Source organism: Rhizobium sp. Leaf321 (genome assembly GCF_001423215.1).
Classification (GTDB): Bacteria; Pseudomonadota; Alphaproteobacteria; order Rhizobiales; family Rhizobiaceae; genus Neorhizobium; species Neorhizobium soli.
In genome coordinates, this window is the sequence record NZ_LMOF01000003.1 from 1 (window position 1) to 24871 (window position 24871).

The 24871-nt window shown below is 61.0% G+C and carries 22 protein-coding genes and 2 riboswitches; of the genes, 13 read left to right on the top strand and 9 right to left on the bottom strand.

Annotated features, from left to right (window positions below; translation table 11 throughout):
- Window positions 1–360: 360 nt before the first annotated feature.
- The 5 genes from ASF70_RS01635 to ASF70_RS01655 all read left to right on the top strand — a co-directional run bounded on the left by ASF70_RS01635 (window position 361) and on the right by ASF70_RS01655 (window position 8036).
- Window positions 361–1308: a phosphoribosylaminoimidazolesuccinocarboxamide synthase gene (locus ASF70_RS01635; RefSeq protein ID WP_062463670.1), complete on the top strand. Its 948-nt coding sequence runs from the start codon at window positions 361–363 to the stop codon at window positions 1306–1308.
- 48 nt (window positions 1309–1356) lie between these two features.
- The gene (locus ASF70_RS01640; protein ID WP_062463649.1) at window positions 1357–1959 is read left to right on the top strand and encodes a TetR family transcriptional regulator; all 603 of its coding nucleotides are present in this window, start codon (window positions 1357–1359) and stop codon (window positions 1957–1959) included.
- Window positions 1960–2104: 145 nt separating this feature from the next.
- Entirely contained in the window at window positions 2105–3298 is a 1194-nt protein-coding gene (locus ASF70_RS01645) for an efflux RND transporter periplasmic adaptor subunit (protein ID WP_062463646.1), read from the top strand.
- Window positions 3299–3364: 66 nt separating this feature from the next.
- On the top strand, window positions 3365–6475 hold the full coding sequence (locus tag ASF70_RS01650) for an efflux RND transporter permease subunit (RefSeq protein WP_062463643.1): 3111 nt from the start codon (window positions 3365–3367) through the stop codon (window positions 6473–6475).
- Window positions 6476–6587: 112 nt separating this feature from the next.
- Window positions 6588–8036, top strand: coding sequence for an efflux transporter outer membrane subunit (locus tag ASF70_RS01655; protein ID WP_062463641.1), 1449 nt, complete (start codon window positions 6588–6590; stop codon window positions 8034–8036).
- Between the two features lie 130 nt (window positions 8037–8166).
- Here ASF70_RS01655 and efp read toward each other — a convergent pair whose 3' ends face one another.
- Entirely contained in the window at window positions 8167–8736 is a 570-nt protein-coding gene (gene efp / locus ASF70_RS01660; protein ID WP_062463637.1) for an elongation factor P, read from the bottom strand.
- A 162-nt stretch (window positions 8737–8898) separates the two neighbouring features.
- On the opposite strand from efp, the gene epmA reads away from it, so the two are divergent.
- Together epmA and ASF70_RS01670 are read left to right on the top strand one after the other, a co-directional pair.
- On the top strand, window positions 8899–9969 hold the full coding sequence (gene epmA / locus ASF70_RS01665; RefSeq protein ID WP_062576899.1) for an EF-P lysine aminoacylase EpmA: 1071 nt from the start codon (window positions 8899–8901) through the stop codon (window positions 9967–9969).
- On the top strand, window positions 9966–11012 hold the full coding sequence (locus ASF70_RS01670) for a lysine-2,3-aminomutase-like protein (RefSeq protein WP_062576901.1): 1047 nt from the start codon (window positions 9966–9968) through the stop codon (window positions 11010–11012). The genes epmA and ASF70_RS01670 overlap by 4 nt, the downstream gene beginning before the upstream one ends.
- A 41-nt stretch (window positions 11013–11053) precedes the next feature.
- Here ASF70_RS01670 and ASF70_RS01675 read toward each other — a convergent pair whose 3' ends face one another.
- Window positions 11054–12067, bottom strand: coding sequence for a glycoside hydrolase family 5 protein (locus ASF70_RS01675; protein ID WP_244473920.1), 1014 nt, complete (start codon window positions 12065–12067; stop codon window positions 11054–11056).
- 364 nt (window positions 12068–12431) lie between these two features.
- Here ASF70_RS01675 and purU point away from each other — a divergent pair, with 364 nt between their 5' ends.
- Entirely contained in the window at window positions 12432–13316 is an 885-nt protein-coding gene (gene purU / locus ASF70_RS01680; RefSeq protein WP_062577168.1) for a formyltetrahydrofolate deformylase, read from the top strand.
- Window positions 13317–13802: 486 nt separating this feature from the next.
- A complete protein-coding gene (locus ASF70_RS01685; protein ID WP_062576904.1) occupies window positions 13803–14000 on the top strand; it encodes a hypothetical protein in 198 nt (65 codons plus the stop codon).
- 66 nt (window positions 14001–14066) lie between these two features.
- Here ASF70_RS01685 and ASF70_RS01690 read toward each other — a convergent pair whose 3' ends face one another.
- Together ASF70_RS01690 and ASF70_RS01695 are read right to left on the bottom strand one after the other, a co-directional pair.
- On the bottom strand, window positions 14067–14303 hold the full coding sequence (locus ASF70_RS01690; RefSeq protein ID WP_062463623.1) for an Lrp/AsnC ligand binding domain-containing protein: 237 nt from the start codon (window positions 14301–14303) through the stop codon (window positions 14067–14069).
- Window positions 14304–14349: 46 nt separating this feature from the next.
- Complete coding sequence (locus tag ASF70_RS01695; RefSeq protein WP_082471699.1) at window positions 14350–15288, bottom strand: LysR family transcriptional regulator; 939 nt, start codon at window positions 15286–15288, stop codon at window positions 14350–14352.
- 92 nt (window positions 15289–15380) lie between these two features.
- Here ASF70_RS01695 and ASF70_RS01700 point away from each other — a divergent pair, with 92 nt between their 5' ends.
- From ASF70_RS01700 to ASF70_RS01710, 3 genes are all read left to right on the top strand, one after another.
- On the top strand, window positions 15381–16664 hold the full coding sequence (locus tag ASF70_RS01700) for an FAD-binding oxidoreductase (RefSeq protein WP_062576908.1): 1284 nt from the start codon (window positions 15381–15383) through the stop codon (window positions 16662–16664).
- A gap of 82 nt (window positions 16665–16746) precedes the next feature.
- Window positions 16747–18288 carry an aldehyde dehydrogenase family protein gene (locus tag ASF70_RS01705; RefSeq protein ID WP_062576910.1) on the top strand — a complete coding sequence of 514 codons (1542 nt, stop codon included), beginning with the start codon at window positions 16747–16749 and terminating at the stop codon, window positions 18286–18288.
- A gap of 7 nt (window positions 18289–18295) precedes the next feature.
- On the top strand, window positions 18296–19294 hold the full coding sequence (locus ASF70_RS01710; RefSeq protein WP_062576912.1) for a P1 family peptidase: 999 nt from the start codon (window positions 18296–18298) through the stop codon (window positions 19292–19294).
- Here the strand turns inward: ASF70_RS01710 and cobD are convergent.
- Complete coding sequence (gene cobD / locus ASF70_RS01715) at window positions 19291–20307, bottom strand: threonine-phosphate decarboxylase CobD (protein ID WP_062576913.1); 1017 nt, start codon at window positions 20305–20307, stop codon at window positions 19291–19293. The two genes, ASF70_RS01710 and cobD, sit on opposite strands and share 4 nt — an antisense overlap.
- Between cobD and cbiB the strand changes: the two genes are divergently transcribed.
- Window positions 20306–21271: an adenosylcobinamide-phosphate synthase CbiB gene (gene cbiB / locus ASF70_RS01720; protein ID WP_062576915.1), complete on the top strand. Its 966-nt coding sequence runs from the start codon at window positions 20306–20308 to the stop codon at window positions 21269–21271. The genes cobD and cbiB overlap by 2 nt on opposite strands.
- On the opposite strand, the gene ASF70_RS01725 is transcribed toward cbiB, so the two are convergent.
- The 4 genes from ASF70_RS01725 to ASF70_RS01740 are packed head-to-tail and all read right to left on the bottom strand — an operon-like array spanning window position 21255 to window position 24261.
- Complete coding sequence (locus ASF70_RS01725; protein WP_062576917.1) at window positions 21255–22712, bottom strand: cobyric acid synthase; 1458 nt, start codon at window positions 22710–22712, stop codon at window positions 21255–21257. The two genes, cbiB and ASF70_RS01725, sit on opposite strands and share 17 nt — an antisense overlap.
- A 3-nt stretch (window positions 22713–22715) precedes the next feature.
- Window positions 22716–23330: a cob(I)yrinic acid a,c-diamide adenosyltransferase gene (gene cobO / locus ASF70_RS01730; protein ID WP_062576919.1), complete on the bottom strand. Its 615-nt coding sequence runs from the start codon at window positions 23328–23330 to the stop codon at window positions 22716–22718.
- Window positions 23327–24070 (bottom strand): CbtA family protein, encoded by a 744-nt coding sequence (locus tag ASF70_RS01735; RefSeq protein ID WP_062576921.1) that lies wholly within the window; start codon window positions 24068–24070, stop codon window positions 23327–23329. Before ASF70_RS01735 ends, cobO begins: the two co-directional genes overlap by 4 nt.
- Before the next feature lie 14 nt (window positions 24071–24084).
- Window positions 24085–24261, bottom strand: a complete 177-nt coding sequence (locus tag ASF70_RS01740) for a CbtB-domain containing protein (RefSeq protein ID WP_062576923.1) — start codon at window positions 24259–24261, stop codon at window positions 24085–24087.
- Window positions 24262–24297: 36 nt separating this feature from the next.
- Window positions 24298–24499: riboswitch (cobalamin riboswitch) on the bottom strand.
- A 58-nt stretch (window positions 24500–24557) separates the two neighbouring features.
- A riboswitch (cobalamin riboswitch) is annotated at window positions 24558–24784 on the top strand.
- Window positions 24785–24871 lie beyond the last annotated feature (87 nt).

Here is a 24871-nt window from a genome sequence, read left to right on the forward strand (position 1 = left end):
AGTCCGTCGCTAGCAGCGCCGCCGCCCTCGTTCAGTGAGCGGGTTATAGATCCGAGGCCCAGAACAAGTCAACAGGCCTAGTCGCAAAAACTTCAAGAAAAATGCAAGCCGTTGAATTAACGCAATAATTCGCCTTTTAAAGCGTAAGGAGGCTTTCAGGGCCCGGTTTCCCGAACTCCAATCCGTCTGTCGCTCCCCTTGCGGACCACGGATCGCTGGTTCCGGCTTCCTCACCTCCTGCGACTCATCTCCATCCCGGCAATCGCCTTGTGCCGACGCGGAAAAACATGGCATAGCCACAGCTCGGATTGATATCATCGAGGCCTTGCAAGCCGCCTCTATATAGAGAGAGCCATGACCGTGCGCGTATTAGACGAAGCCTTCATTGCGGAACTGCCAAACTACTATCGCGGCAAGGTGCGCGATAATTACGATCTGCCTGACGGTTCGCGCATCATCATCTCGACCGACCGGATCAGTGCTTTCGATCGGATCCTGACGGCAATCCCGGATAAGGGGCACGTGCTGACGCAGACTGCCCGCTACTGGTTCGATGCAACGGCCGATATCTGCCCCAACCACGTCATCTCCTATCCGGACCCGAATGTCGTCATCGGCAAGCGGCTGGATATCCTGCCCGTCGAGATCGTCGTGCGCGGCTACCTCGCCGGCACGACCGGCACATCGCTTCTGACACTCTATAAGAAGGGTCAGCGCCGCATGTATGGTCTCGAGCTGCCCGACGGGCTGAGGGACAACCAGGTCCTGCCGTATCCGGTGATCACCCCCACCAGCAAGGCATTCGACGGCGGTCATGACGAACCGCTGACGCCGGATGATATCATTGCGCAGGGACTGCTGACGGCCCAACAGTGGGAAACGCTGTCGCGCTATGCGCTGGCATTGTTTGCCCGCGGCCAGGAGCTTGCGGCAAAACGCGGCCTCATACTGGTTGATACGAAATACGAGTTCGGCACCGACACGGATGGTACAATCATTCTCGCCGACGAAATCCACACGCCCGACAGCAGTCGTTACTGGATTGCCGACAGCTATGACGACGCCTTTTCAACCGGCGGCCGTCCAAAAAGCTTCGACAAGGATTTCATCCGCTCTTGGGTGGTCGAACGCTGCGATCCCTACAAGGACGATATTCCGGAAATCCCGGCCGATCTGATCGAGGAAACGGCCAAGGTTTACCGAACCGCGTATGAAACGATCACGGGCGCGCGTTTCGTGCCCGATGAGAGCGGCGAGACGGTGCTGGCGCGCATTCGCAAGAACCTCGAGCCGTATTTCGGTACTTGATCAGCAGCAGTCTCCGGGCGGTATCGGCGGCACACACTTGAGGACATCGTGCGAAGACCAAGGCGCAAGGCGGAAGAGACAAAAGCGGATATCCTGACGGCCGCCGAAGCGCTGCTCAGGAAGAAGGGTTTTGCCGGCTTTTCGATCGCCGACCTTGCCGCCGAATTGCAGATGTCGCCCGCCAATGTCTTCAAGCACTTTCAATCTAAGACGGTGCTTGCGGATGCAATCTGCGACCGGCACACCACCCGGATGATCGGTCGCTTCGACGCGAAGGACGATTCCGTCCCGGCGCCGGCGCGGCTGGGACTTGTTGCGCGCCGCCTGATGGACGCGCATCTTGCCGATATCAGGGATAATCCGCTGTTTTTCGAAATGCTGGCCATGATGGCAAGTACCGACCTGCCCAGCGGCCGGCATTATCGAAAGCTCATCGAGGATCTCTTCGAAAGCGTCGTTCGCCACGGCTTCGAAACCGGGGTCTACAAGTCCGCACCGGAAAGTACCATCGGGCGGAGCGTTGCCCCTTGCTTTGCAGGGGTCCTCCACCATGTCTTTCTTATACATGCCGACGAGGCGGAGCTGCATGCCCGCTGCGACGGACTTGTCGAACTCGTGAATGCTGCACTGCAAAGCCCGCTTGCAAAGTGACGATAAGTGAATTACGTCACTTCGAGGCTGGGCTGTGGCGGTTCCGCTCCTTGCCATGCTTCCTCCCGCTTCTTGTGGGTTAACCTGTCCCTCCCGAGGAAATCCGGTTCTTCGGAATGCGCAACGACCGGCCCTGGATCCAACGATGACCCGTCGCAAACTGCTTCTCCCCCTCCTTTTCACGGTCTTGCTCGCCTCCTGCAGCGATTCCGATCAGCAGACCGCAAACGCTCCAGCCGGCGGCGCACCTCAGAAGCCGCCGCAGGCCGTCAGTGTCGTCGTCATGCAAAAGGCCGAGCGGCCGATTACCTCGATTTTGCCGGGCCGCGCCGTTGCATTCCAGACGACCCAGATCAGGCCGCGTGTGACCGGCGCCATTCGTGAGATCAGCTTCAAGGAAGGAAGCGAAGTCAAGGCGGGCGACATCCTCTATCAGATCGAGGACAATCTTTACGAGGCGACCGTCGCGCAGGCGAGAGCGAGCCTTTCCAAGGCCGAGGTCAGCATCCCGGCCGCGCAGGCAAACCTCACCCGCTACGAGCGGCTGGTCAACAGCGGCGCGACGCAGATCGAATATGAAAATGCGAAGGTCACCCTGCTGCAGGCCCAGGCCGATGTGGCGCAGGCGCAGGCCGCTCTGCAATCGGCCGAGATCGATCTCGACCTGACCAAGATCAGGGCGCCCTTCGATGGCGTCACGACCATCTCCAATGTCAGCCTCGGCAATATCGTCACCGCCAACCAGACCGACGCGCTGTCGACACTGCGCAAGCTCGATCCGATCTATATCGATCTCATCGATTCCAGCACCAATCTCCTGGAGCTTCGTGCAGCCTTTGCGTCCGGCCGGGTCACCGGCGATCCGCGCAACGCCGAGATCCGATTGCGGTTGGAGGACGGCAAGGCTTACGAACCTGCCGGCAAGCTCGACATGTCGGAAATGGCTGTCAGCGAAACCACCGGCACGTTTCAGATCCGTGCCGTGTTCCCCAACCCGGACAATATCGTTCTGCCCGGCATGTATGTGCGTGCGACGGTGACGCTTGGCAACGAAAACGGCTATCTGATCCCGCAGCGTGCCGCGACCCGCAATGCCCGTGGTGAACTGACGGCGAAATTCGTTGGCGCGGACAACAAGGTGGAAACGCGGACCTTCACGGTCAGCACCACATCCGGCAACAACTGGCTGGTCACCGACGGCATCGCGGACGGCGATCGCCTGATCGTCGACGGGTTCCAGTGGATTGCCGACGCCGCCGCCGTCCAGCCTGTCGAAGTCACGGTCAACGAGCAGGGATTTACAGTCGAGAAGCCGAAGGTTGATGCGCCGAAGCCGTAGAGGTTGAGGTCCGCATCCCGCAACAACGCGAAGAACGCCGCCCCGAATACGGCAAGGAACAAGTGAATGGCCCATTACTTCATCCGGCGGCCCGTCTTCGCCTGGGTTATTGCGATCGTGATCATGCTCGGTGGTGCGCTTGCCATCACCACGCTGTCGATCTCGCAATATCCGGATATCGCCCCGACCACGGTGCGCATTTCTGCCAGCTATAACGGCGCCAGCGCCGAAACCGTCGAGAAATCGGTCACAACGATCATCGAAGACGGCATGACCGGACTCGACGATCTCACCTACATGAACTCGTCGTCGTCAACGGGACGCGCGACCGTCACGCTGACATTCGGCAACTCGATCATGCCTGATATCGCCCAGGTTCAGGTGCAGAACAAGTTGCAGCTGGTACAGTCGCAGCTGCCTGACGTCGTGCAGCAGTCCGGCATCGAAGTCTCCCGCTCCACCTCCAGTATCCTGATGGTCGGCGCGCTTGTGTCATCGGACGGCAAGCGCAGTTCGGTCGATCTTGGCGACGTGTTCTCGACCCAGATCGAAGATCAGGTGAAGCGCCTGGAAGGCGTCGGCAGCATCAATATCTTCGGCTCAGGCTATGCAATGCGCGTCTGGCTCGATCCCTTCAAGCTGCAGAAATACCAGTTGACGTCGGCCGATGTCACATCCGCGATCGAAGCGCAAAATACCCAGGTGTCCGTTGGTTCGCTCGGGGCGCAGCCCGTGTCGGAAGGCCAGCAGCTGACCGTCACCATGACCGCCCAGAGCCAGCTGACCACCGTCGACGACTTCGAGCGGATCATCCTCAAAGTCGGCCAGGACGGCGCCACGGTCAGGATATCGGATATTGGCCGGGTCGAGATCGGCCAGGAAAGCTATGGTGGCAGCTCCCGCTTTAACGGCAAGCCGGCGGCGGGCTTTGCGGTCAACCTCGCGACGGGCGCCAATGCGCTTGATACCGCCGAAAGGGTAAAAACTGCCCTCAACCGGGTCGAGCCGACGCTTCCCGAAAATGTCAGCATCACCTACCCCTACGACACGACGCCGTTCGTCGAGCTGTCGATCGAAAAGGTCATTCACACGCTGATCGAAGCGATCGTTCTGGTGTTCGTGGTGCTTCTGGTCTTCCTTCAGAACCTGCGGGCAACGCTGATCCCCATGGTCGCCGTTCCGGTGGTGTTGCTCGGGACATTCGGCATCCTGGCGCTGACGGGCTATTCGATCAACACTCTCACCATGTTCGCCATGGTGCTGGCGATCGGCCTTCTCGTGGATGACGCGATCGTCGTCGTCGAGAACGTCGAGCGCATCATGGACGAGGAAGGTTTGTCTCCTCTCGAGGCGACCGAAAAGTCCATGCACGAAATTACCGGTGCCATCATCGGCATCGCGCTGGTTCTGACGGCCGTGTTTATCCCGATGGCCTTCTTCGGTGGGTCGACAGGCATCATTTATCGCCAGTTCTCGATCACGATCGTTTCCGCGATGCTGCTTTCGGCCGTGGTTGCGATCGTGCTGACGCCGGCGCTCTGCGCGACGATCCTGAAGCCGGTCAATCACGAGAAGAAGAACAAGGGTATCGGCGCCTGGTTCAACCGCGGCTTCGACAAGACGACAAACGGCTATGTCGGATCGATCGGTTATCTTCTGAAGCGGCCGCTGCGCGTCATGCTTCTTTTCGCACTGATTGTCGGCGGTTGCGGTCTGTTGTTTTCAAGGCTCCCCAGTTCCTTCCTTCCGCAGGAAGACCAGGGCGTTCTGATGGTGCTTGTCCAGACTCCCAACGGTTCGACGACCGCCAGAACCGAGGAAGTGGTCAAGCAGATCGAGTCCTTCTTCCTCAACGACGAGAAGGACAGCGTCGCTTCGGTGTTCGGTGCGATGGGCTTCAGCTTCAACGGCACCGGCCAGAACAATGCGATGATCTTTGCCAAGCTCAAGGATTTCGACGTTCGCACCGAGCCGCAGCAGGAAGCGGCCGCCGTTGTGCAGCGGGCTCAGCGCCATTTCTTCGGACTGCGTGACGCGCAGGTGTTCGCGCTTCTGCCACCAGCAATCCAGGGCCTCGGCAATTCCAGCGGCTTTTCGATGTACCTTGTCGACAGCGGCAACAACGGCAATCCCGCTTTGACGAGCGCATCGCAGCAGCTGATGCAGATCGCGGGCAGCAACCGCAATATCGGCTCGCTGCGCAGCAACTCGCAGAGAACCGAAACGCAGCTGCAGATCCTGCTCGACCAGGAGAAGCTGGGTGCGATGGGTGTCGACCTCGCTTCGGTCAATTCGATGCTCACCACCATCTTTGCCGGTCGCGACGTCAATGACTTCACGCTCGAGAACAAGCTGAAGCCCGTCTATGTGCAGGGTGATGCGCCTTACCGCATGCAGCCGGAAGACCTCAAATACTGGTTTGCCCGCAACACCGGCGGCGAGATGGTCCCGTTTTCGTCCTTCAGCACCGTCCAGTGGAACACGGGCACGCCGCAGCTTGCGCGGTTCAACGGCGTCAGTGCCATATCGCTTGACGGCGCGACCGGCGCCGGCGTCAGCACCGGTCAGTCCATGGACGAGATGGAGAAGCTGACTGCGGCATTGCCGGGTGGCTACTCCGTGGCCTGGCAGGGCATCTCCTATCAGGAACGGTTGTCTGGCTCCCAGGCTCCCATGCTTTACGGCCTGTCCGTTCTGATCGTATTCCTCTGCCTTGCGGCACTTTATGAAAGCTGGTCGATTCCGTTCTCGGTCATTCTCGCGGTTCCGATCGGTGTCCTTGGCGCATTGGCTGCAGCCTATCTCCTTGGCCAGTCGAACGACGTCTACTTCAAGGTCGGACTTTTGACGACGATCGGATTGGCGGCGAAGAACGCCATCCTGATCGTCGAATTCGCCAAGGATCGTCAGGAGACAGGTATGGGCGTGCTCGAAGCGACCCTCGAGGCCGCAAGATTGCGCCTTCGTCCGATCATCATGACGTCGCTCGCATTCATTCTCGGCGTGGTACCACTTGCGATCGCAACGGGTGCCGGCTCTGCCGCTCAGAACGCCATCGGCATCGGCGTGCTGGGTGGTATGCTTTCTGCAACACTGCTCGGAATTTTCTTCGTTCCGTCCTTCTTTGTTGTTGTGCGCCGGTTATCAAAGCGTGAAAAACAAGTGAAGACAGTGTGAATCTGTTAACGGATTGCCAGCATCGAATCGCCGCTCGTCTGAGCGGGAGGCTGTGCAGTGATTTGCTCCGCTGTTCGCGGGGCCCCTTTCTTAAGCGTTTCGGGACAAAGATATGACATCCATTCGCGTAGCCGCCCCTCTCGTCATGCTCCTCCTTTCCGGCTGCGTGGTCGGACCGAACCATCAGGCGCCGGAAGTGTCCCTTCCTTCGAAGTTTGCCGAGGGTGCGCAGACGAGCAATGGCGACGTTTCCATGAAGGCTTGGTGGACGGCGTTTTCCGACACGCGCCTGAACGGCTACATGCAGACGGGCCTGTCGCAGAACCTCAGCGTTCTTCAGGCCCTGGAACGCATCAATCAGGCCCAGGCGTCCGTCGTCAGTGCCGGCGCCGGCGGTCTTCCGTCGCTCGATATCGATGCGCAGGGTGAGCGCAGCGGCACGAAGGACATCGGCGGGCGGCTCGGTCCAACATCGACCGCACCGCAATCATCCGCCGTCGGTGGAGCCAGCGCGTCCTGGTTCCTGGATCTGTTCGGTCTCTACCGCCGCAGCAAGGAATCGGCTCTTGCCAGTCTCGACGCCGCCTATGCAAGCGTCGACGTTGCGCGCCTGAGCCTGCTTTCGCAGGTTGCCGCAGCCTATATCGATGTGCGCTACTATCAGGAGCGTATCGCGATCACCAAAAAGAACCTCGGTTCTCGCCGTGAAACGCTTGATCTCACCAAGCTTCAGCTGGAAGCCGGTGCTGCCTCCAGACTGGATGTTGTTCAGGCCGAAGGTCTTGTAAACTCGACACTGTCAGAGCTGCCAGGTCTCGAGACCCAGTATCGCACCGCGGCGCATCGCATCGCGACGCTTCTCGGCATGCCAGCGTCCACACTGCTTCCTGAACTGCAGCGCGGTGCCCGCCAGCCGGTCGCCCGCTACAGCACCAAGACCGGCATTCCCGCCGACCTGATCCGCAATCGACCTGACATTCGTGCGTCCGAACGGCAGCTTGCCGCAGCCGTTGCGCAGATCGGCGTTGCCGAAGCACAGCTCTATCCGGCGATTACGCTCGGTGGCTCCATTTCGCCATCCTACACCCGCGTTGCCGGAAGCGGCGAAAGTGGCATCCTGTCCTGGTCCTTCGGTCCGGCCTTGTCTCTTCCGATCTTCGACGGCGGCGCCCTGCGTGCCAACGTCAAGTCGTCCGAATCGTCAGCCCGCGAAGCCTATCTGTCGTGGAAGCAGACGGTTCTCGATGCCGTCGAGGAAGTCGAGAACGCGCTTGCCGCCGTTGCCCGCGATGGCCGCACCGTGGCAGCGCTCCGTGCGACCGTGAAATCCTACGAGGAAGCTCTGCAGCTCGCGACCGCCAGCTATCGTGATGGCGCCTCCTCGCTGCTCGACGTTCTCGACGCACAGCGCGAAGTTTCCACCGCCCAGGCAAGCCTGGCCCAGGCCGTACAGCAGATGGCGCAGGACTATGTCTCGCTCAACGTCGCACTCGGTGGCGGTTATGCCTTCGGATCACCGACGGCGCAGGTGGCCTCTGCCAAGCTGGTTCTGAAAAACTAAACAGCGAAACAGGATGGACCGGCCGGTTCGCCGGCCCTTTTCTTCTCGCGGGATCGCCAGACAACAAAAAACCTCCGAAGCCTGCGGCTCGGAGGTTTTTTTTATGCTCGAATGAAGCCTGATGCTTCGATCAGTTCTTGGCGCGCTCGACGTAGGAATTGTCTTCCGTGGCAATGACGACGCGGGTGCCGGTATCAACATGCGGCGGAACGGCCGTGCGGATGCCGTTCGACAGGATCGCCGGCTTGTAGGAGGACGATGCTGTCTGTCCCTTCGTGACCGGCTCTGTCTCGACGATCTCAAGCGTGACGTGACGCGGCAGCTGCAGCGCGAGCGCGATGCCTTCATGCATAGACAGGACGCAGGTCATGCCTTCCTGCAGATACGCCTTCTGGTCGCCCATCGTATCCACGTCCACGACGATCTGATCGTAGTTTTCCGGGTTCATGAAGTGGAAGCCTTCGCCGTCTTCATAGAGGAACTGGAAGTTGACGTCTTCGACGAAGGCGCGCTCGACCTGTTCCGTGGTGCGCCAGCGTTCCGACACCTTCACGCCGTCAACGATGCGACGCATGTTGACCTGGGTCACCGGAGTGCCCTTGCCGGGGTGGAAGTTCTCGGCGGTGAGAACCACATAGAGCTTGCCGTCGACGTCGATGACGTTACCCTTGCGGACGGAAGATGCGATGACCTTGACCATTTGAATTCCTTGTTGGCGTGCCGGCTTGTAACTGCCGGGAATGCGTCGTAGAGGACCGGGCGATAACCGGCCTGAAGGACGGATGATCTGTTTTCCGGGCAACTACCGCAAAAACGCGCAAAGTGGAAGCCTTGCGGGCAAGAACCCGCGAAGAAAGCCGAAATGAGCCTGTTTCACTCCGAAGCCCGATCTGCCCCGTGGTGGACACCGGAAAGTCACGCCGACCGGCGTCCTTTCCTGATGGGCCGCAACGCGCTTCAAACGGCGCTGCGGGGTTTCTTCGGCAAAGCGGATTTTATCGAGGTCGACACAGCGACCTTGCAGGTATCGCCCGGCAACGAAACCCACCTTCATGCTTTCGCGACGCAAGCGCTGACGATCGACGGCCGCGCAACGCCACTCTACCTGCACACTTCGCCGGAATTTGCTGCAAAGAAGCTGCTTGCGGCCGGCGAGAAGCGCATATTCACCTTCGCGCATGTCTATCGCAACCGGGAGCGCGGACCGCTGCACCACCCGGAATTCACCATGCTGGAATGGTACCGGGTTGACGAAACCTACGAGCAGCTGATGGCCGATTGCGCCAACATGCTGAAACTCGCCGCCGAGACCACGGGAACGAAACGGTTCGCGTTTCGCGGCATGCAAACCGACCCCTTTGCCGAACCTGAAATCGTGACGCTGGCGGAAGCCTTCCTCCGCTACGCCGGGATCGATCTGCTTTCCTCCGTCGAAACCGATGGCACGACAGATCGCGAAGCGCTGGCCGCTGAACTGACCCGCACCGGCCTTCGGGTTTCGGAGGACGATACCTGGGCGGATCTGTTCAGCAAGGTTCTCGTCGAAAAGATCGAACCGCATCTCGGTCAGGGCCGCGCGACGATCCTCTGCGAATATCCGATCTCCGAAGCGGCCCTTGCCCGACCCTCGGCCCGCGATCCCCGCGTTGCCGAACGCTTCGAGCTCTACGCATGCGGCGTGGAACTGGCGAACGCTTTCGGCGAACTGACTGATGCGGCCGAACAGCGCCGCCGGTTCGAGCACGACATGGCGGAGAAAGCGCGCATCTACGGCGAGACCTATCCGATCGACGAGGATTTCCTGTCAGCGCTTTCGATCATGCCGCAGGCAAGCGGCGCAGCGCTGGGCTTTGATCGCCTGGCGATGCTCGCAACCGGCGCGACCCGTATCGACCAGGTCCTGTGGGCGCCCGTCGCCGAGGTTCTGCCGTGAGCGTGGCGCGTACCTTGAAAACGCCCGAGGAACTGGCCGATGCAGGTCTGATTGCGCAAGACCGTCTCGACGGCATCCGTGCCGTCGCCGGCAGTTACGCGATCGCGCTGACGCCGACGGTCCTCTCGCTGATCGACCCGACCGATGACGCCGATCCGATTGCACGACAGTTCGTGCCCGACGCAGCCGAGCTTGTCAGCACACCGGACGAACGGGCCGATCCGATCGGCGACGCGGCGCATAGTCCGGTCAAAGGCATCGTCCACCGCTACCCGGACCGCGTCCTTCTGAAGGCCGTGCACATCTGTCCTGTTTATTGCCGTTTCTGCTTTCGCCGTGAAATGGTTGGCCCGCAGGGCGATGGAACGCTTTCGCCGGACGAACTAACGGCCGCGCTCGACTACATCCGCACTCATGAGGAAATCTGGGAAGTCATCCTGACCGGCGGCGATCCGCTTGTCCTGTCTCCGCGACGGCTTTCCGTGATCATGGCTGGATTGGCTGAAATCGAGCATGTCAAAATCGTGCGCTTTCATACGCGCGTGCCGGCGGTCGAGCCCGAGCGGGTGGATGCGCCGATGATTGCGGCGCTGAAGGAAAGCGGCAAGACAATCTATGTGGCGCTCCACGCCAACCATCCCCGCGAAATGACTGAGGACGCGCGGGCTGCCTGCGCAAGGCTGATTGACGCCGGCTTTGCGATGGTCAGCCAGACGGTCCTGCTCAAAGGCATCAACGACGACCCGAAAGTGCTCGGCGACCTGATGAAGGCTTTCGTCGAAACGCGCATTAAACCCTATTACCTGCACCATCCGGACCTGGCGCCAGGCACAGGCCATTTCCGGCTCGATATCGCCGAGGGCCAGCGAATCGTTTCGGCTCTGCGCGGCACCATTTCCGGACTTTGCCAGCCGACTTACGTGCTTGATATTCCAGGCGGCCACGGCAAGGCGGTGATCGGCGAAAGCGCTGCGCGTGCTGAAGGTGGCTGCTATTCGGTGAGCGATTTTCGAGGTAACGAACACACCTATCCGCCGGCGTGAATTTCGTCCGGTTTCGATGATTCACGTGAAATACCGGCGGCTTAACGCCCGCAGGAAGCATTCTCCGACATCGCTTTCAGAAGCGTTGTCATCTGCGGCCTGTCGACCGTGCGAACCGGCTGGATGTTGAGGATCTCGTCTTCCGGCCACCAGTCACCGGCTGCCCAATAGGCCCAGCCCAGCCACGCATCCGGGTTGCTCTCGACGACCTTGACCATATCGACCAATGCCGACTGGCATTCCGGCTGGCGCGGAACGGCAAATTCACCCAGCAGGCCGCGCCGGTTGTTCTGCTTCAACCAGGTGCCGACGTCGGAGAGCGCCTTGACCGCATCGGCGGCACGCGAGCATTCGTCATTCTTGCCGGAGAAATCCTCATCAAGATACTGGTGCACCTCGAAAACGTAATTGTTCTGCGGGTCGACGATCGCCGACATCGCGGCAGCGTTGGTGGTGCCGTAATCGCCGGCAGACCAGCTATGGGCGCCGGTCCAGGCCGTGCCGGGAACAAGGATCAGACTGGCGGACCCGGCCTGCCGGATGGCCGCGATCGCACCGTTGGCGGCGGACACCCAGTCTTCGGCTGCAATACCATGCGGTTCGTTCATCAGACCGAACGCAATGTCTGCCTCTGTGCCAAACCGTACCGAAAGCCTGCGCCAAAAGTCGGCGAACGCGCTTTGCGGAACGTTGTCCGTCCCGATCAGATCACCCTTGTAGCGAGCGTAGTTGTGCGGATCGAGAATAACGACCATCCCGGCTTTGCGTACAAGCTCGACAGTAGCCGCAAGCCGCTTTGCCTCAGCCCGATCGAACGACGCATAGAGCTTGGGCTGCAGCCTTTCCCATAGAAATGGCAGCCGAACGGCCGTGAACCCCTTGCTTGCAAAATAGCGGATCGTTTCGGCGGAAGGGTAAGTGTAGCCTTTACCGTAGGCATCGCCAACCTTGCCGAATTCGGCACCGGCGAGATTGATGCCCCGCATACAGGTCGTGGCAGCGGAAACCGGCTGCGTCGCGAGACTGGCCGCACCGATCAAGGCGATTCCCCTCAAGGCAATGCTTCTGAGGTTTCTACCCAACCAGGCCTTACCCTGAGACCGCCCCGCATATCTAGCCACCAGCATTCCTCCCGTATCTTACAAAATCCGACGAAATAAATATTCGAAAATATTGAATGACAAATGCGCGGCGGACCAAGCACCGCGACGGTGATCAACGCGTGAAAGGCGCAAAAGGACCGGAATTTTTGACGTCCTTGCCTAAGCTGCTGTTTGTAAGGGTGGAACGTTCCATTGCTTTGAGCCGGAACGGAAAAACGCCTCCGTATTTCTGTTGTTTCCTACGCCATCGGATATGGTCCGCCGGCGTGGTTATGTCTACAAGGATTTCCGCCAAGTGCAGACCAAGGGGTTATCGATGAAAAGCTATGTACTGACCGTCACCTGCCGTTCCACGCGCGGCATTGTTGCTGCGCTTTCCGGCTTTCTGGCGGAACAGGGCTGCAACATCATCGACAGCTCGCAGTTCGACGATCTGGATACCGGACGCTTCTTCATGCGCGTCTCGTTCATTTCCGAAGAAGGCGTCGGTCGCCCGGCAATTGCCGAAGGCCTCGAGCCGATCGCCGAAAAGTTCGAGATGGAATGGGACATCTTCGATACCGAAGAACGCATGAAGGTGCTTTTGATGGTGTCGCGATTCGGCCATTGCCTCAACGACCTTCTCTACCGCTGGAAGATCGGCGCGCTGCCGATCGATATCGTCGGCGTCGTCTCCAACCACTTCGAATACCAGAAGCAGGTGGTCAACAACGATATCCCCTTCCACCACATCAAGGTGACGAAGGAAAACAAGCCGCAGGCCGAGGCCCAGTTGCTTGATGTCGTCGAGGCAAGCGGGGCCGAACTGGTGGTGCTCGCACGCTACATGCAGGTCCTGTCGGATCAGCTGTGCCAGAAAATGTCGGGCAAGATCATCAACATCCACCACTCCTTCCTGCCGAGTTTCAAGGGTGCAAACCCTTACAAGCAGGCGTATCAGCGCGGCGTGAAGCTGATTGGGGCGACAGCCCATTACGTCACTGCCGATCTCGACGAAGGCCCGATCATCGAGCAGGACACGGTGCGCATTACCCACGCGCAATCGCCCGACGATTATGTCTCGCTTGGCCGTGATGTGGAAAGCCAGGTTCTGGCCCGCGCGATCCATGCGCATATTCACCACCGCACCTTCATCAACGGCAATCGCACGGTGGTCTTCCCGCCGAGCCCCGGCTCCTACGCCTCCGAGCGTATGGGGTAATCCATCCGAGTCATCTAATGCTTTGATCCGACTGTCGGTTTACCGACGGTCGGCGCAGCGCCGGATAACAACGTGTCACAATAACTTTAGCCGGTCTCATCTTGTCGCAGACGAGGCCCGCACCTATTTCCTGGCTTGTCAAAGGACAGGCCATCGCGAATGAAATTTCACATTTCCGCCGCGATACTGTCATCAGACAGAAAAATATTTCCTTTAAAAGGATTTTCGTTGATCGCATTCTGCGAGTCACCTAAAGTCCACTTTCGATCGACGGACGTTATCCGTCGGCATTTTACGCAACGCCATGAGGGAGAGTGACATGATTAAACCTGCTTACGTCGCCGCCTACGGTCGGTTCGCGTATAAGATGCTAGGCACGGAGCGTAGCTCCCTTCCGTGCTGTCGAATGTAGACCTTTCAGTTCTTTCGTTCCTGAAAATCCATTCGCCAATGCTGCGCTTTAGGCAGCAAATGCGGGAGCATGCTATGCAAAAGCAAGTCATAGAATTCGGCGGCGAGCCCGTCGGTATCGTTATCCCGGATGAAGACCGGTTGAAATTCATTGCCGTGAAGTTTCACGTCATCGATCTCGATGAGCAGCGTTTCAATTCGCCCGACGAAGTGAAACTGGCCATCCGTGACCTGGTGCGTGCACGCGCCCAGGCACCGACGGCGCTTGCCTGATCAAACCTGATCGTCGAGACAGAAAAGCCGCCCTTGAGGCGGCTTTTCTATTGAAGGCATCACGGATCAGAACGCCGTGAACGTCATCGTCGTCAGCGACCGCTCGATACCGGGGATCGAGGCAATCTTCTCGTTGACGAAGCGGCCGATTTCATCGTCGCCGCTGATATAGACTTTCAGAAGCAGGTCCCAGTCACCGCTGGTGGAATAGAGTTCGGAAGCCAGCTCGGTCTTATAGATCGCATCGGCGACCTCGTAGGTCTTGCCGGGCTTGCAGCGAAGCTGGACGAATATCGGTTTCATCAGGGTCTTCCCGTCGGTCGGTCAAAACAATAACAAGTCTCACGGACTATTGGCCGATAGCGCCCATGATCGCAAGTGACCGGTCGCCATCCGCTTCGATCTCCCGCGAGATCCAGTCGCGAAAGACGGCAAGCGGCGGGTAGGTTGCGCGGTCGGGTGGATAGGCGAGATAATATTGTCCCGTCCCCATCGATCCCCCGGCAACCGCCTCCACCAGCAGCCCCTGTTGCAGTTCGCGCTCGATCAGAAAGCGCGGAAGCAGCGCCGTGCCAAGGCCCGCCACGGCCGCCTCGACCATGGTCGCGAACTGATCAAACAACATGCCATGCAGTGCGTCGAACTCGGTTGCCGCTGTGCGGAACCACGTCTCCCAGGCATCCGGCCGGCTGTTGAGGTGAAGCAGCGGCGCATGCACCAGATCACCCGGTGCCTGGATGGCATGCTTCCTTAGGAAAGCCGGGCTGCAGGCCGGGATCACCTCCTCGTCCATCAGGAATGTCAGGGCAGCACCCGGCCAGCGCGCCGAGCCGAAATGGATCGCCGCATCCAGCGTATCGAACCGGAAGTCGAACGGCTCCAGCCGGGTGGTCAGGTTGACGACGACGCCGGGGTGAAGATCGAGAAACCTGCCGATCCTTGGAGTGAGCCAGCGCGCTCCAAAAAACGGCAGGATGCCGAGATTGAGGGTTCCACCGGACGGATTGGCCCGAAGGTTCAGCGATGCATTGGAAATCCGCCGCAGCGCTTCACGCACCTCGCGCGCATAGGCGTCGCCGGCAAGCGTCAGCCGAATCGTTTGCCGCTCGCGCAGGAACAGCGCCACGCCCAGTTGTTTCTCCAGCGCGGAGATCTGGCGGCTGACGGCGCTCTGCGTCAGGCCGAGTTCGTTTGCCGCCGCGGTGACGCTGCCACTGCGAGCAGCCGCCTCGAAGGCGGCGAGAAGCGAAAACGATGGAAGAAACCGTCTTGGCGGGAGCATTGTCATTCCTCCCGCGAATGACCTGTTGAGATTATGTCGATATTCATCGGGAAACGGGTTCTGTAAAGTCTGCAAAACATAAAGTGCGAGAACTTTCGATGCTCGACGACCAGCGCTCCCACGGCCTCTGGGAAAGAACTGCTCCTGCGGCTCCTTCCACTCTTCCTCTGAGAGGATCAACGTCGTCGGACGTGGTGATCGTCGGCGGCGGCTATACCGGCCTGTCCGCGGCGCTGCATCTGGCGGAACGCGGTGTCGACGTCGTCCTGTTGGAAGCCGCCGAGATCGGCTTTGGCGGTGCCGGCCGCAATGTCGGGCTGATCAACGCCGGCATGTGGGTCATGCCCGACGACTTTCCGAAGGAACTCGGCGATCACTACGGCGAGCGGGCGCTCGACCTGCTCGGCAACGGCCCTTATCTCGTTCGCGAACTGATCGAGAAGCATGACATTGCCTGCGAGCTCGAAACCAATGGCACGCTTCACTGCGCTGTCGGCGACAAGGGACTGCGGGAACTGGAGGAACGCGCGCGCCAGTGGCAAAAGCGCGGCGCCCCGGTTACCCTGCTGGATGCGGCAGAGACCGAACGCCGGATCGGCACAAGCGCCTATTCAGGCGCGCTTCTCGACATGCGCGCCGGCACGCTTCAGCCGCTCGCCTATGCCCGCGGCCTTGCCCATGCGGCGATCAAGGCCGGCGCGAAAATCCACACCGGCAGCGCCGTCATCGAAACGTCCGAGGCAGATGGCAAGAAAATCGTCAAGACTGCTGAAGGCGAGGTTCACGCCGACTGGATCATCGTATCGACGGATGCCTACAGCACCGGCCCATGGGCGCAGATACGGCGCGAACAGGTGCACCTGCCCTATTTCAACCTGGCAACAAAGCCGCTGTCCGCCAACCTGCGCGGATCGGTGCTGCCGAACTGCGAAGGCTGCTGGGATACGAAGGAAGTCCTGTCTTCCTTCCGGATGGACAAGGCCGGCCGCCTCGTCTTCGGTTCCGTCGGCGCATTGCGGGGCACGGGCATCGACATTCACACGTCCTGGGCACGGCGGTCGCTGAAGCGGCTTTTCCCGCAGCTTGGCGATGTCGAATTCGAGGCCGAATGGCACGGCAAGATCGGCATGACCGACAACGCCCTGCCGCGTTTCCACAAGTTTGGCCGCAACGTCATCGGATTTTCCGGCTATAATGGTCGCGGCATCTCGCCGGGCACCAATTTCGGCAAGGTTCTTGCCCGCCATATCCTTGGCGAGATCACCGAGGACGACCTGCCGCTGCCGCTGACCGGCATCACGGAACCGGGCTTTCGCACCTTCAAGGAAGCCTATTACGAGGCCGGCGCCCAGATCGCACATTTCACGGGCGAACGCTTCTGACCAGAACGAATATCGGCGGACCTGTTGTCAAACCGGCCCCGATTTGTAGATTGACCCCAAATTTCGATATCCGGAGACCGACATGACGCTCGCCAAACTCGACCTCGTCGCCGAAGTGGACAAGATCTTTGCTGATCTCGGCGTCACAGCCGACCAGTACAAGGGCGGGACGCTCACCGTCCGCTCGCCGATCACGGGCACGGAAATCGTTAAGCTGCCGGAAGTGACAGCGGACGATGCCACGAAGGCGATCGACGCCGCGCATCAGGCCTTCCTCGAATGGCGCCTCGTGCCGGCACCCAAGCGTGGCGAACTGATCCGGCTGCTGGGCGAGGAACTGCGTGCCGCCAAGTCTTCCCTCGGTCGCCTCGTGTCGATCGAAGTCGGCAAGGTCACATCCGAAGGCCTTGGCGAAGTCCAGGAAATGATCGACATCTGCGATTTCGCAGTCGGCCTGTCGCGCCAGCTCTACGGCCTGACGATCGCAACCGAGCGCTCCGAGCACCGGATGATGGAAACCTGGCATCCGCTCGGTCCCGTCGGTATCATCTCCGCCTTCAACTTCCCTGTCGCCGTCTGGTCGTGGAATGCAGCGCTTGCCCTCGTCTGCGGCAATTCCACCATCTGGAAGCCTTCTGAAAAGACCCCGCTGACCGCGCTCGCCACCCACGCGATCTTCGAAAAGGCACTGTCGCGCTATGTCGCCGACGGTGGAAAAGCCCCACAAAACCTCTCGACCCTGCTGATCGGCGGCCGCGACATCGGCGAAATCCTCGTCGATCACGACAAGGTACCGCTGGTTTCTGCGACAGGCTCGACCCGCATGGGACGCGAAGTCGGTCCGCGGCTGGCGCAGCGCTTTGCCCGCTCCATTCTCGAACTCGGCGGCAACAACGCCGCGATCGTCAGCCCGACGGCCGATCTCGATCTGACCCTGCGCGGTGTCGCCTTCTCCGCCATGGGCACCGCCGGACAGCGCTGCACGACGCTGCGCCGCCTCTTCGTCCATGACAGCGTCTATGATGCGCTCGTTCCGCGCCTTGCCAAGGCCTACCAGTCGGTCACCATCGGTTCTCCGCTGCAGGACGGCAATCTGGTCGGCCCGCTGATCGATCAGGCCGCTTTCGACAAGATGCAGGCGGCACTTGAGGCTGCCAAGTCCGCCGGCGGCACGGTCGTTGGCGGTGAGCGCGTGCTGGATGGCGAAGCGGCTGATGCCTATTACGTGCGCCCGGCGATCGTTGAAATGCCTGATCAGACCGGCCCGGTCAGAGACGAAACCTTCGCGCCAATCCTCTACGTCATCCGATATCAGGACTTCGACGAAGCGATTGCCCTGCATAACGACGTGCCGCAGGGCCTGTCGTCCTCGATCTTCACCAACGACATCAGGGAAGCCGAAGCATTCGTATCGGCGCGCGGTTCCGATTGCGGCATTGCCAATGTGAATATCGGTCCCTCGGGCGCGGAAATCGGCGGCGCTTTCGGCGGCGAGAAGGAAACCGGCGGCGGCCGCGAATCGGGCTCCGACGCATGGCGCGCCTACATGCGCCGCGCCACCAACACCGTGAACTATGGCCGCACCCTGCCGCTCGCGCAGGGCGTCAAGTTCGATATCGACTGATGCTCGCATGGTGGCGCAATTGAACCTTCTCACCGATATCGAAGGCGTGGCCGTTGGCCACGCGACCGATCTGCAGCTTGGCTCGGGCGTCACCGCGATCATCTTCGACGAGCCGGCGGTCGCTTCCGGCTCGGTTCTCGGCGGTGCACCGGGTGGGCGCGAGACCGCCCTTCTCGAACCGTCCATGACGGTGCAGACAGTCGATGCCTTTGTTCTCTCGGGCGGCTCGGCCTTCGGGCTGGATGCAGCAGGCGGCGTGCAGGCGGGCCTGCGCCAGATCGGACGCGGCTTTCCCGTCGGGTCTGCCAAGGTGCCGATCGTGCCGCAGGCGATTCTGATGGATCTTTTGAACGGCGGCGACAAGGACTGGGGCCTCCATTCTCCCTATCGTGACATGGGCTACGACGCCTTCTGCGCCGCCCAGAAAGGCGCGTTCGCGCTCGGCACAGTCGGGGCCGGAACCGGCGCCACGACCGCCACCGTCAAGGGCGGCATCGGTTCGGCAAGCGCAAAGACGTCGTCCGGGCACACGATTGCCGTCCTCATGGCCGTCAATGCCATGGGCGCCGCAACGGTCGGTGATACCAAGCACTTCTGGTCGGCGCCGTTCGAGCAGGATGACGAGTTCGGTGGCCTTGGCCTTCCCGCGACATTCACAGCCGACCACATGGCCCTGCGGATGAAGGGCGTGGCGTTGAAGGCAACGACGATCGGCGTGGTCGTCACCGATGCAGTTCTGACCAAGGCGCAGGCGCACAGGCTGTCGATCATGGCGCATGACGGACTGGCACGCGCCGTCTTGCCAGCACATCTGCCGGGAGATGGCGACACGATCTTTTCGGCAGCCACCGGAAAAATCCCGATGGAAGACATGGGGGCCTTCGCCGAACTCTGCCATCTCGCAACCCTGGTCACGGCAAGAGCCGTTGCTAGGGGTGTATTCGAGGCGACCGCGCTGCCAAACGCTAACGCCCAACCATCCTGGCGAGACCGGTTCGGCGGCTAAAAGTCTCCGAGTGCCGCTTCCAGCCGAGACCAGTCCTTCTCTTCAGGCATCCCCAGCCGTAGATCGTCCGGACGCTCGCTAAAGCGGCGAGTGATGATCCCGTGTTCGCCGAGATGCTGGAAGAGACCTTGAGCACGCCTGTCACGTATAAAACGAAACAATGACGTGCCGCCGAAGACCGGAATGCCGGCAGCGGACAGAGCTGCGTCCAGCCTCCCAGCATCTGCGCCGAGCCTGGTTCGCATAGCGGCCTGCCAATCGGCATCGGCCAGCGCTTCGGATGCCACATGCAAAGCCGGACCGGAGACCGCCCAGGGCCCGAGCCTCTCCTCGATCTTCACGGTGATATCGGGATGGCCGATCGCAAATCCCAGCCGCAGGCCGGCCATGCCGTAGAACTTGCCGAAGGAGCGCAGCACTATCAGCCCGCCCTCGCCGACATCGCCGGCAACGCTCTGCGCCTCCGACACATCCATGAAGGCTTCGTCGACGACGAGCAGGCCGCCTTTCGCGCGCATGATTTCGGCCAGCGCCAGAGTGTCACTCCTCGACACGATCCGGCCGGTCGGATTGTTCGGGTTGACGATGACGGCGAGACTGGCGGTCGCGAGATGGTCGAGATCATCCGTCTCGAGAACCTCAAAGCCCGCCATTGTCGCGGCACGCGCATGTTCCGCATAGGTGGGCGACAGAATGGCAGCCTTTCCGTTCCCTCCGACAAGGCCGGCGATGATTGGCAGCAGGATCTGCGTCCCCGGCCCGGCCACGATATGAGCGGCTGACGGAGCCCTATACGCCGCAGCCGCAAGCGTCTTCAGCCTCTCGAGCGATGAAGGCTCCGGCAGACGCGCAAAAACATTGCCGGGGATCGGCGTATGCGGATAGGAATGCGGGTTGATGCCGGTCGACAGATCGATCCACGGCTCGGGCGCGTGAGGAAACAGCGCGCGCGCCATGGCAAGGTTGCCGCCATGTTGTATCGGACTGCCCAACTCAGAGATCGCCAACGTCATGTTCCTTCTCGCATTCTTCGCCCTGATCACCGAGCGCATCGTCGGCTATCCGGACTGGCTGTTCAAACGCATCGGCCATCCTGTCACCTGGATCGGCGCGCTGATATCGGCACTCGACGGTCGATGGAACCGCGAGGGCGATGATTTCGCCAGCCGCAAACGCATGGGTATTCTCGCCCTCATCGTCCTCATCAGCTGCACCGTCGCCGCCGCGCTGGCGATTGCGGCCGTTCTCATGCTTGTGCCCTTCGGGCCGATCCTTCTCGTTCTTGCCGCAGCCAGCCTGCCCGCCCAGAAAAGCCTCGAAACCCATGTTGAAGCCGTGGCAACCGCGTTGCGCTACAACGGGCTCGACGCCGGACGCAAGGCCGTCTCGATGATTGTCGGCCGCGATCCGGAAAAGCTCGATGACGCCGCGGTGTGCCGTGCCGCGATCGAGAGCCTGGCCGAGAATTTTTCGGACGGCGTTGTCGCCCCTGCCTTCTGGCTCGGCATCGGGGGCCTCGCCGGCGGCGCGGCCTACAAGGCTGCCAATACCGCCGACAGCATGATTGGCCATCGGTCGCCGCGTCATGAAGCATTCGGCTGGGCCGCGGCCCGGTTCGATGACCTGATCAATCTGCCGGCCTCGCGGCTGACGGCAGCGCTGTTCGTCATGGCCGCTGTGTTCGTCAAGGACGCCTCGCCCCGCGATGCCATAAGTGCAATCCGCCGTGACGCCAAGCATCACAGTTCGCCGAACGCCGGCTGGCCGGAAGCGGCGATGGCGGGTGCGCTTGGCATTGCGCTGGCGGGTCCCCGCAGTTACGGCGGCCAGATGATCGAAGCCCGCTATATGGGAGAGGGTAACCGGACCAACCTGAATTTCGACGATATCACCCGCGCCCTCAAGCTTGCCCGCGTGGCGGATGCGCTGCTGATCGGCCTGTTTGGCCTCCTGGCGCTGCTCATCTGGCAATTTTGAGCAGTCCGTCGATATCGAGATGCTGCTCCATATGCGCGGCAAGGCGGTCGAGAATGGCATCGACATTCGCTTCGTAATTCAAGCCCGACACCGTGCCGCCGAGACGCGACAGCCAGGCCGAACGCTGCCGGTCGTCGCAGAACAGCCCGTGCACATAGGTGCCGACCACCCGGCCATCCCTAGACGACGCACCTTCCGCATGGCCGGCAATGCTCGAAAACGGCCGTGAACAGTCGCCTCCAGTGGTATGACCCGTATGCATTTCATAGCCGGCGAAAGATATTCCGTCGGAGCTGACGCCCGTCACCGCCTCCAGCCGCTTCGACACCGACAGCACGGTTTCGACATCGAGAAGCCCCAGCCCTTCCGCCGAACCGGGAGGACCTTCCGATCCCTCCGGATCCGATATCCGTCTGCCGAGCATCTGATACCCGCCGCAGAGGCCGAGAACACGCCCGCCGCGCCTGTGATGAGCTGCGATATCGGTATCGAAGCCGGCCTCCCTAAGCGCCGCCAGATCCGAGATCGTGGCCTTCGAGCCGACCAGAAGCACGAGATCGCAGTCCCCGGGAATGGCCTCGCCGCGGCGAACCCTGATAAGTTCGACCTCCGGCTCCGCTTCCAGTGGATCGAGATCGTCGAAATTGGAAATATGCGGCAGGATCGGCACTGCGATGCGCACCTTTGCACCGGGCTTGCGCGCAAACGACTGGGTCAGGCCGAGCGCATCTTCTGCCGGCAGGAGAGCGGCATCGGCGAAATGCGGCAAGAGGCCGATCGACTGCCAACCGGTAAATGAACCGATCATCCGCATGCCCTCGGCAAACAAGGCCGGATCGCCGCGAAAGCGGTTGACGATAAAGCCGTGGATCATGGCCGCGTCAGAGGCATCGATGACGAGTTTGGTGCCGGCGAGGCTCGCGATCACACCGCCCCGGTCGATATCGCCGATCAGAACCACCGGCACATCGGCAGCGCGGGAAAAACCCATATTGGCGATGTCGTTCTGACGAAGGTTGATTTCGGACGCGCTACCCGCGCCTTCGACCAGAACGAGGTCTGCCCTGGCTTTCAGGATCTCGAAGCTCTCAAGCACCCGCGAAAGCAGCCTCGGCTTCAGAAGCTGGTATTCTGCAGCCTTGGCATTGCCCTCGACCCTGCCCTGCACCACCACCTGGGCCCCGACTTCGCTCTGGGGCTTCAACAGAACCGGGTTCATATGGACGCTGAGCGGCACGCCGGCAGCCCGTGCCTGCAAGGCCTGCGCCCGGCCGATTTCTCCGCCATCGGCGGTGACCGCTGCATTGTTGGACATGTTCTGCGGCTTGAAGGGGAGAACACTTAAGCCACGCAGCGTGAAGACCCGGGCAAGCCCGGCAACGACCAGCGACTTGCCCACATCCGAGCCGGTCCCCTGAAACATGAGAGCGCGAGCCACCACGCGTCAGAACTCGATGCCGGCCTGGGCTTTGACGCCGGCCTTGAAGTGATGCTTGACGAGCGTCATCTCGGTCACCAGATCCGCCGCCTCGATCAGAGCCGGCTTCGCGTTACGTCCGGTGACGACCACGTGCAGATCCTCCCGGCGCGCCTGTAACTGGGCGACGACCTTGTCGAGATCGAGATAATCGTAACGCAGCGCGATATTGAGTTCGTCGAGAATGACGAGGCCGATCGTTTCGTCCGCCATCAGTTCGAGTGCCATCCCCCAGGCCTTCTCGGCAGCGGCGATGTCGCGCTTGAGATCCTGGGTTTCCCAGGTAAAGCCCTCGCCCATCGTGTGCCAGGCAATGCGGTCGCCGAACACAGCAAGCGCCGGCTGCTCGCCGGTCGACCATGCGCCTTTGATGAACTGCACGATGCCGACGCGGCGGTTGTGGCCAAGCGTGCGCAGTGCCAGCCCGAAGGCCGCCGTCGACTTGCCCTTGCCGGAACCGGTATGGACCATGAGGAGACCCTTCTCGACGGTCTTTTCCGCGACTTCGGCATCCTGAACCGCCTTGCGGTTCTCCATTTTGGCGCGGTGGCGCTGCTCGGTGGTCTGATCGATTTCCTTCAACGGACTGCAAGCTCCTTGGACGTGGTCGAAATGTCCTCACCAGCACGAAAACGCTCGCGAATGACGCCGGAAAGCGCTCCGAGAATGGCCCAGAAGACGAGGTTCGTCGCGTAGACGGCATTGACGAACCGCGCATGCAGTTCGATCGGCACCGCGGTTTCATGGGTCGGCGGCAGTGGTGCGCCGATGATGTGCGGAGCAACCAGCAGGACGACCGCCAGAGCCGCAAGAAGGGCGGAACGGGTATAGGCAAGCAGCCCGAGGGCCAGGGCGGTGCAGACTGCCGTCGCGATCCACCAAATCTGCCTCGGTCCGAGTTCGGCGACGGGCATGCCGGGAAGTTCCGGCGGCAGGCCGAGGCCGGGTGCAAGGCTGACGGTGAGGAAGCCGGCAATGCCGAACATCAACCCGCCGCGCCATCCGCCGAACCCGCCGAGTGCTTCGGCGATTGCGATAGCAACCAGCGCAAAACCGATTGCAGAAAGCGCATTGGCCGCAGCCGTGTAGGTAAAGCGCTCGATCCCGTCGGCAGGCGACCATGCCTCTTCGGCATAATCATGCCCGGCAGTATCAGGAGCAGCAGCATGGCTATGCCCTTCGCCGTTGCCGCCGGCGTGTTCATACGTCTCTGCCGCAAGGATAAGCGGCACGACGGAAAAGCTTTGCATCACGGTCATCAGGAGCCCGGACAAAAGCCCTGCGATCACCGCCGTGAGGACGATGTTACGAAACAGCGACATTGGGGAAATTCCTCTTAGTGGCAGGGGAAGGCCAGCGAGTGGCGCGTATCGTGGGCTGCGTTGTGCACGGCCTCGATATGCGAGAAGCCGACAAAACCGACGATGAACAGGCCGAGTATGGCCGTCATGCCAAGAGGAATGATTTTCGATGCGGAAACGCTGGCTGCACCGGCAGCAGAGTTCGTAACCATGGACGTCGTCTTTCTGCCCTCCACCCGAGGGCTTTCACTGTGCCTATCGTCTCCGGCAGGTCTCCTGGCTCGCGGATCGAACGCCTCTGACCCGCCTTCCCGGATTCCTCCAGTGGCATGTTGAGCAGAGACTTTCCGCTTACAGTTGCGGGGGCAGCCGCGGGTTTGACGCCAAGATGTCGTCGCACCGCATTCCCTTCGATGAGCCCTCTCGGGCACCAAAGACAGGGTCACTATAGACGGTTTCCCCAGACGGGCAATCGCCTTTGCGACATTGACACTGCCCTGCGACAAGGCTTAGGTGACTGCGATACGGTCCCTTGCCGGCAACGGTAGGGGCTAAGAGAGAATGCGGTGCGAACCCGGGATCGTCTTTAAGATTCCATGGTTCAATGCCGCGGCTGCCCCCGCAACTGTAAGCGGCGAGCCATCCTGCCACTATGGCCACTGGAGAAATCCGGGAAGGCAGGCGGATGGTGACGACCCGCGAGCCAGGAGACCTGCCGTTCGAAAACGTGCCTTTCCGGGCGGGGTGCTCCGGTAAAGCTTCTTTCACTCTGCAGGATTGGCTTGCCTTCCTGTCGTGCACCCCGATGTTATTGGCTTGGGC

Bases quoted from the DNA above. Each gene is read 5' to 3' on its own strand.
- cbiB (WP_062576915.1), top strand. From the start codon at position 20,306: ATGTTCCTTCTCGCATTCTTCGCCCTGATCACCGAGCGCATCGTCGGC.
- ASF70_RS01705 (WP_062576910.1), top strand. From the start codon at position 16,747: ATGACGCTCGCCAAACTCGACCTCGTCGCCGAAGTGGACAAGATCTTT.
- purU (WP_062577168.1), top strand. From the start codon at position 12,432: ATGAAAAGCTATGTACTGACCGTCACCTGCCGTTCCACGCGCGGCATT.
- ASF70_RS01695 (WP_082471699.1), bottom strand. From the start codon at position 15,288: ATGACAATGCTCCCGCCAAGACGGTTTCTTCCATCGTTTTCGCTTCTC.
- ASF70_RS01645 (WP_062463646.1), top strand. From the start codon at position 2,105: ATGACCCGTCGCAAACTGCTTCTCCCCCTCCTTTTCACGGTCTTGCTC.
- ASF70_RS01700 (WP_062576908.1), top strand. From the start codon at position 15,381: ATGCTCGACGACCAGCGCTCCCACGGCCTCTGGGAAAGAACTGCTCCT.
- epmA (WP_062576899.1), top strand. From the start codon at position 8,899: ATGAGCCTGTTTCACTCCGAAGCCCGATCTGCCCCGTGGTGGACACCG.
- ASF70_RS01650 (WP_062463643.1), top strand. From the start codon at position 3,365: ATGGCCCATTACTTCATCCGGCGGCCCGTCTTCGCCTGGGTTATTGCG.
- cobD (WP_062576913.1), bottom strand. From the start codon at position 20,307: ATGACGTTGGCGATCTCTGAGTTGGGCAGTCCGATACAACATGGCGGC.
- efp (WP_062463637.1), bottom strand. From the start codon at position 8,736: ATGGTCAAGGTCATCGCATCTTCCGTCCGCAAGGGTAACGTCATCGAC.
- ASF70_RS01710 (WP_062576912.1), top strand. From the start codon at position 18,296: ATGGTGGCGCAATTGAACCTTCTCACCGATATCGAAGGCGTGGCCGTT.
- ASF70_RS01735 (WP_062576921.1), bottom strand. From the start codon at position 24,070: ATGTCGCTGTTTCGTAACATCGTCCTCACGGCGGTGATCGCAGGGCTT.
- ASF70_RS01655 (WP_062463641.1), top strand. From the start codon at position 6,588: ATGACATCCATTCGCGTAGCCGCCCCTCTCGTCATGCTCCTCCTTTCC.
- ASF70_RS01690 (WP_062463623.1), bottom strand. From the start codon at position 14,303: ATGAAACCGATATTCGTCCAGCTTCGCTGCAAGCCCGGCAAGACCTAC.
- ASF70_RS01740 (WP_062576923.1), bottom strand. From the start codon at position 24,261: ATGGTTACGAACTCTGCTGCCGGTGCAGCCAGCGTTTCCGCATCGAAA.
- ASF70_RS01685 (WP_062576904.1), top strand. From the start codon at position 13,803: ATGCAAAAGCAAGTCATAGAATTCGGCGGCGAGCCCGTCGGTATCGTT.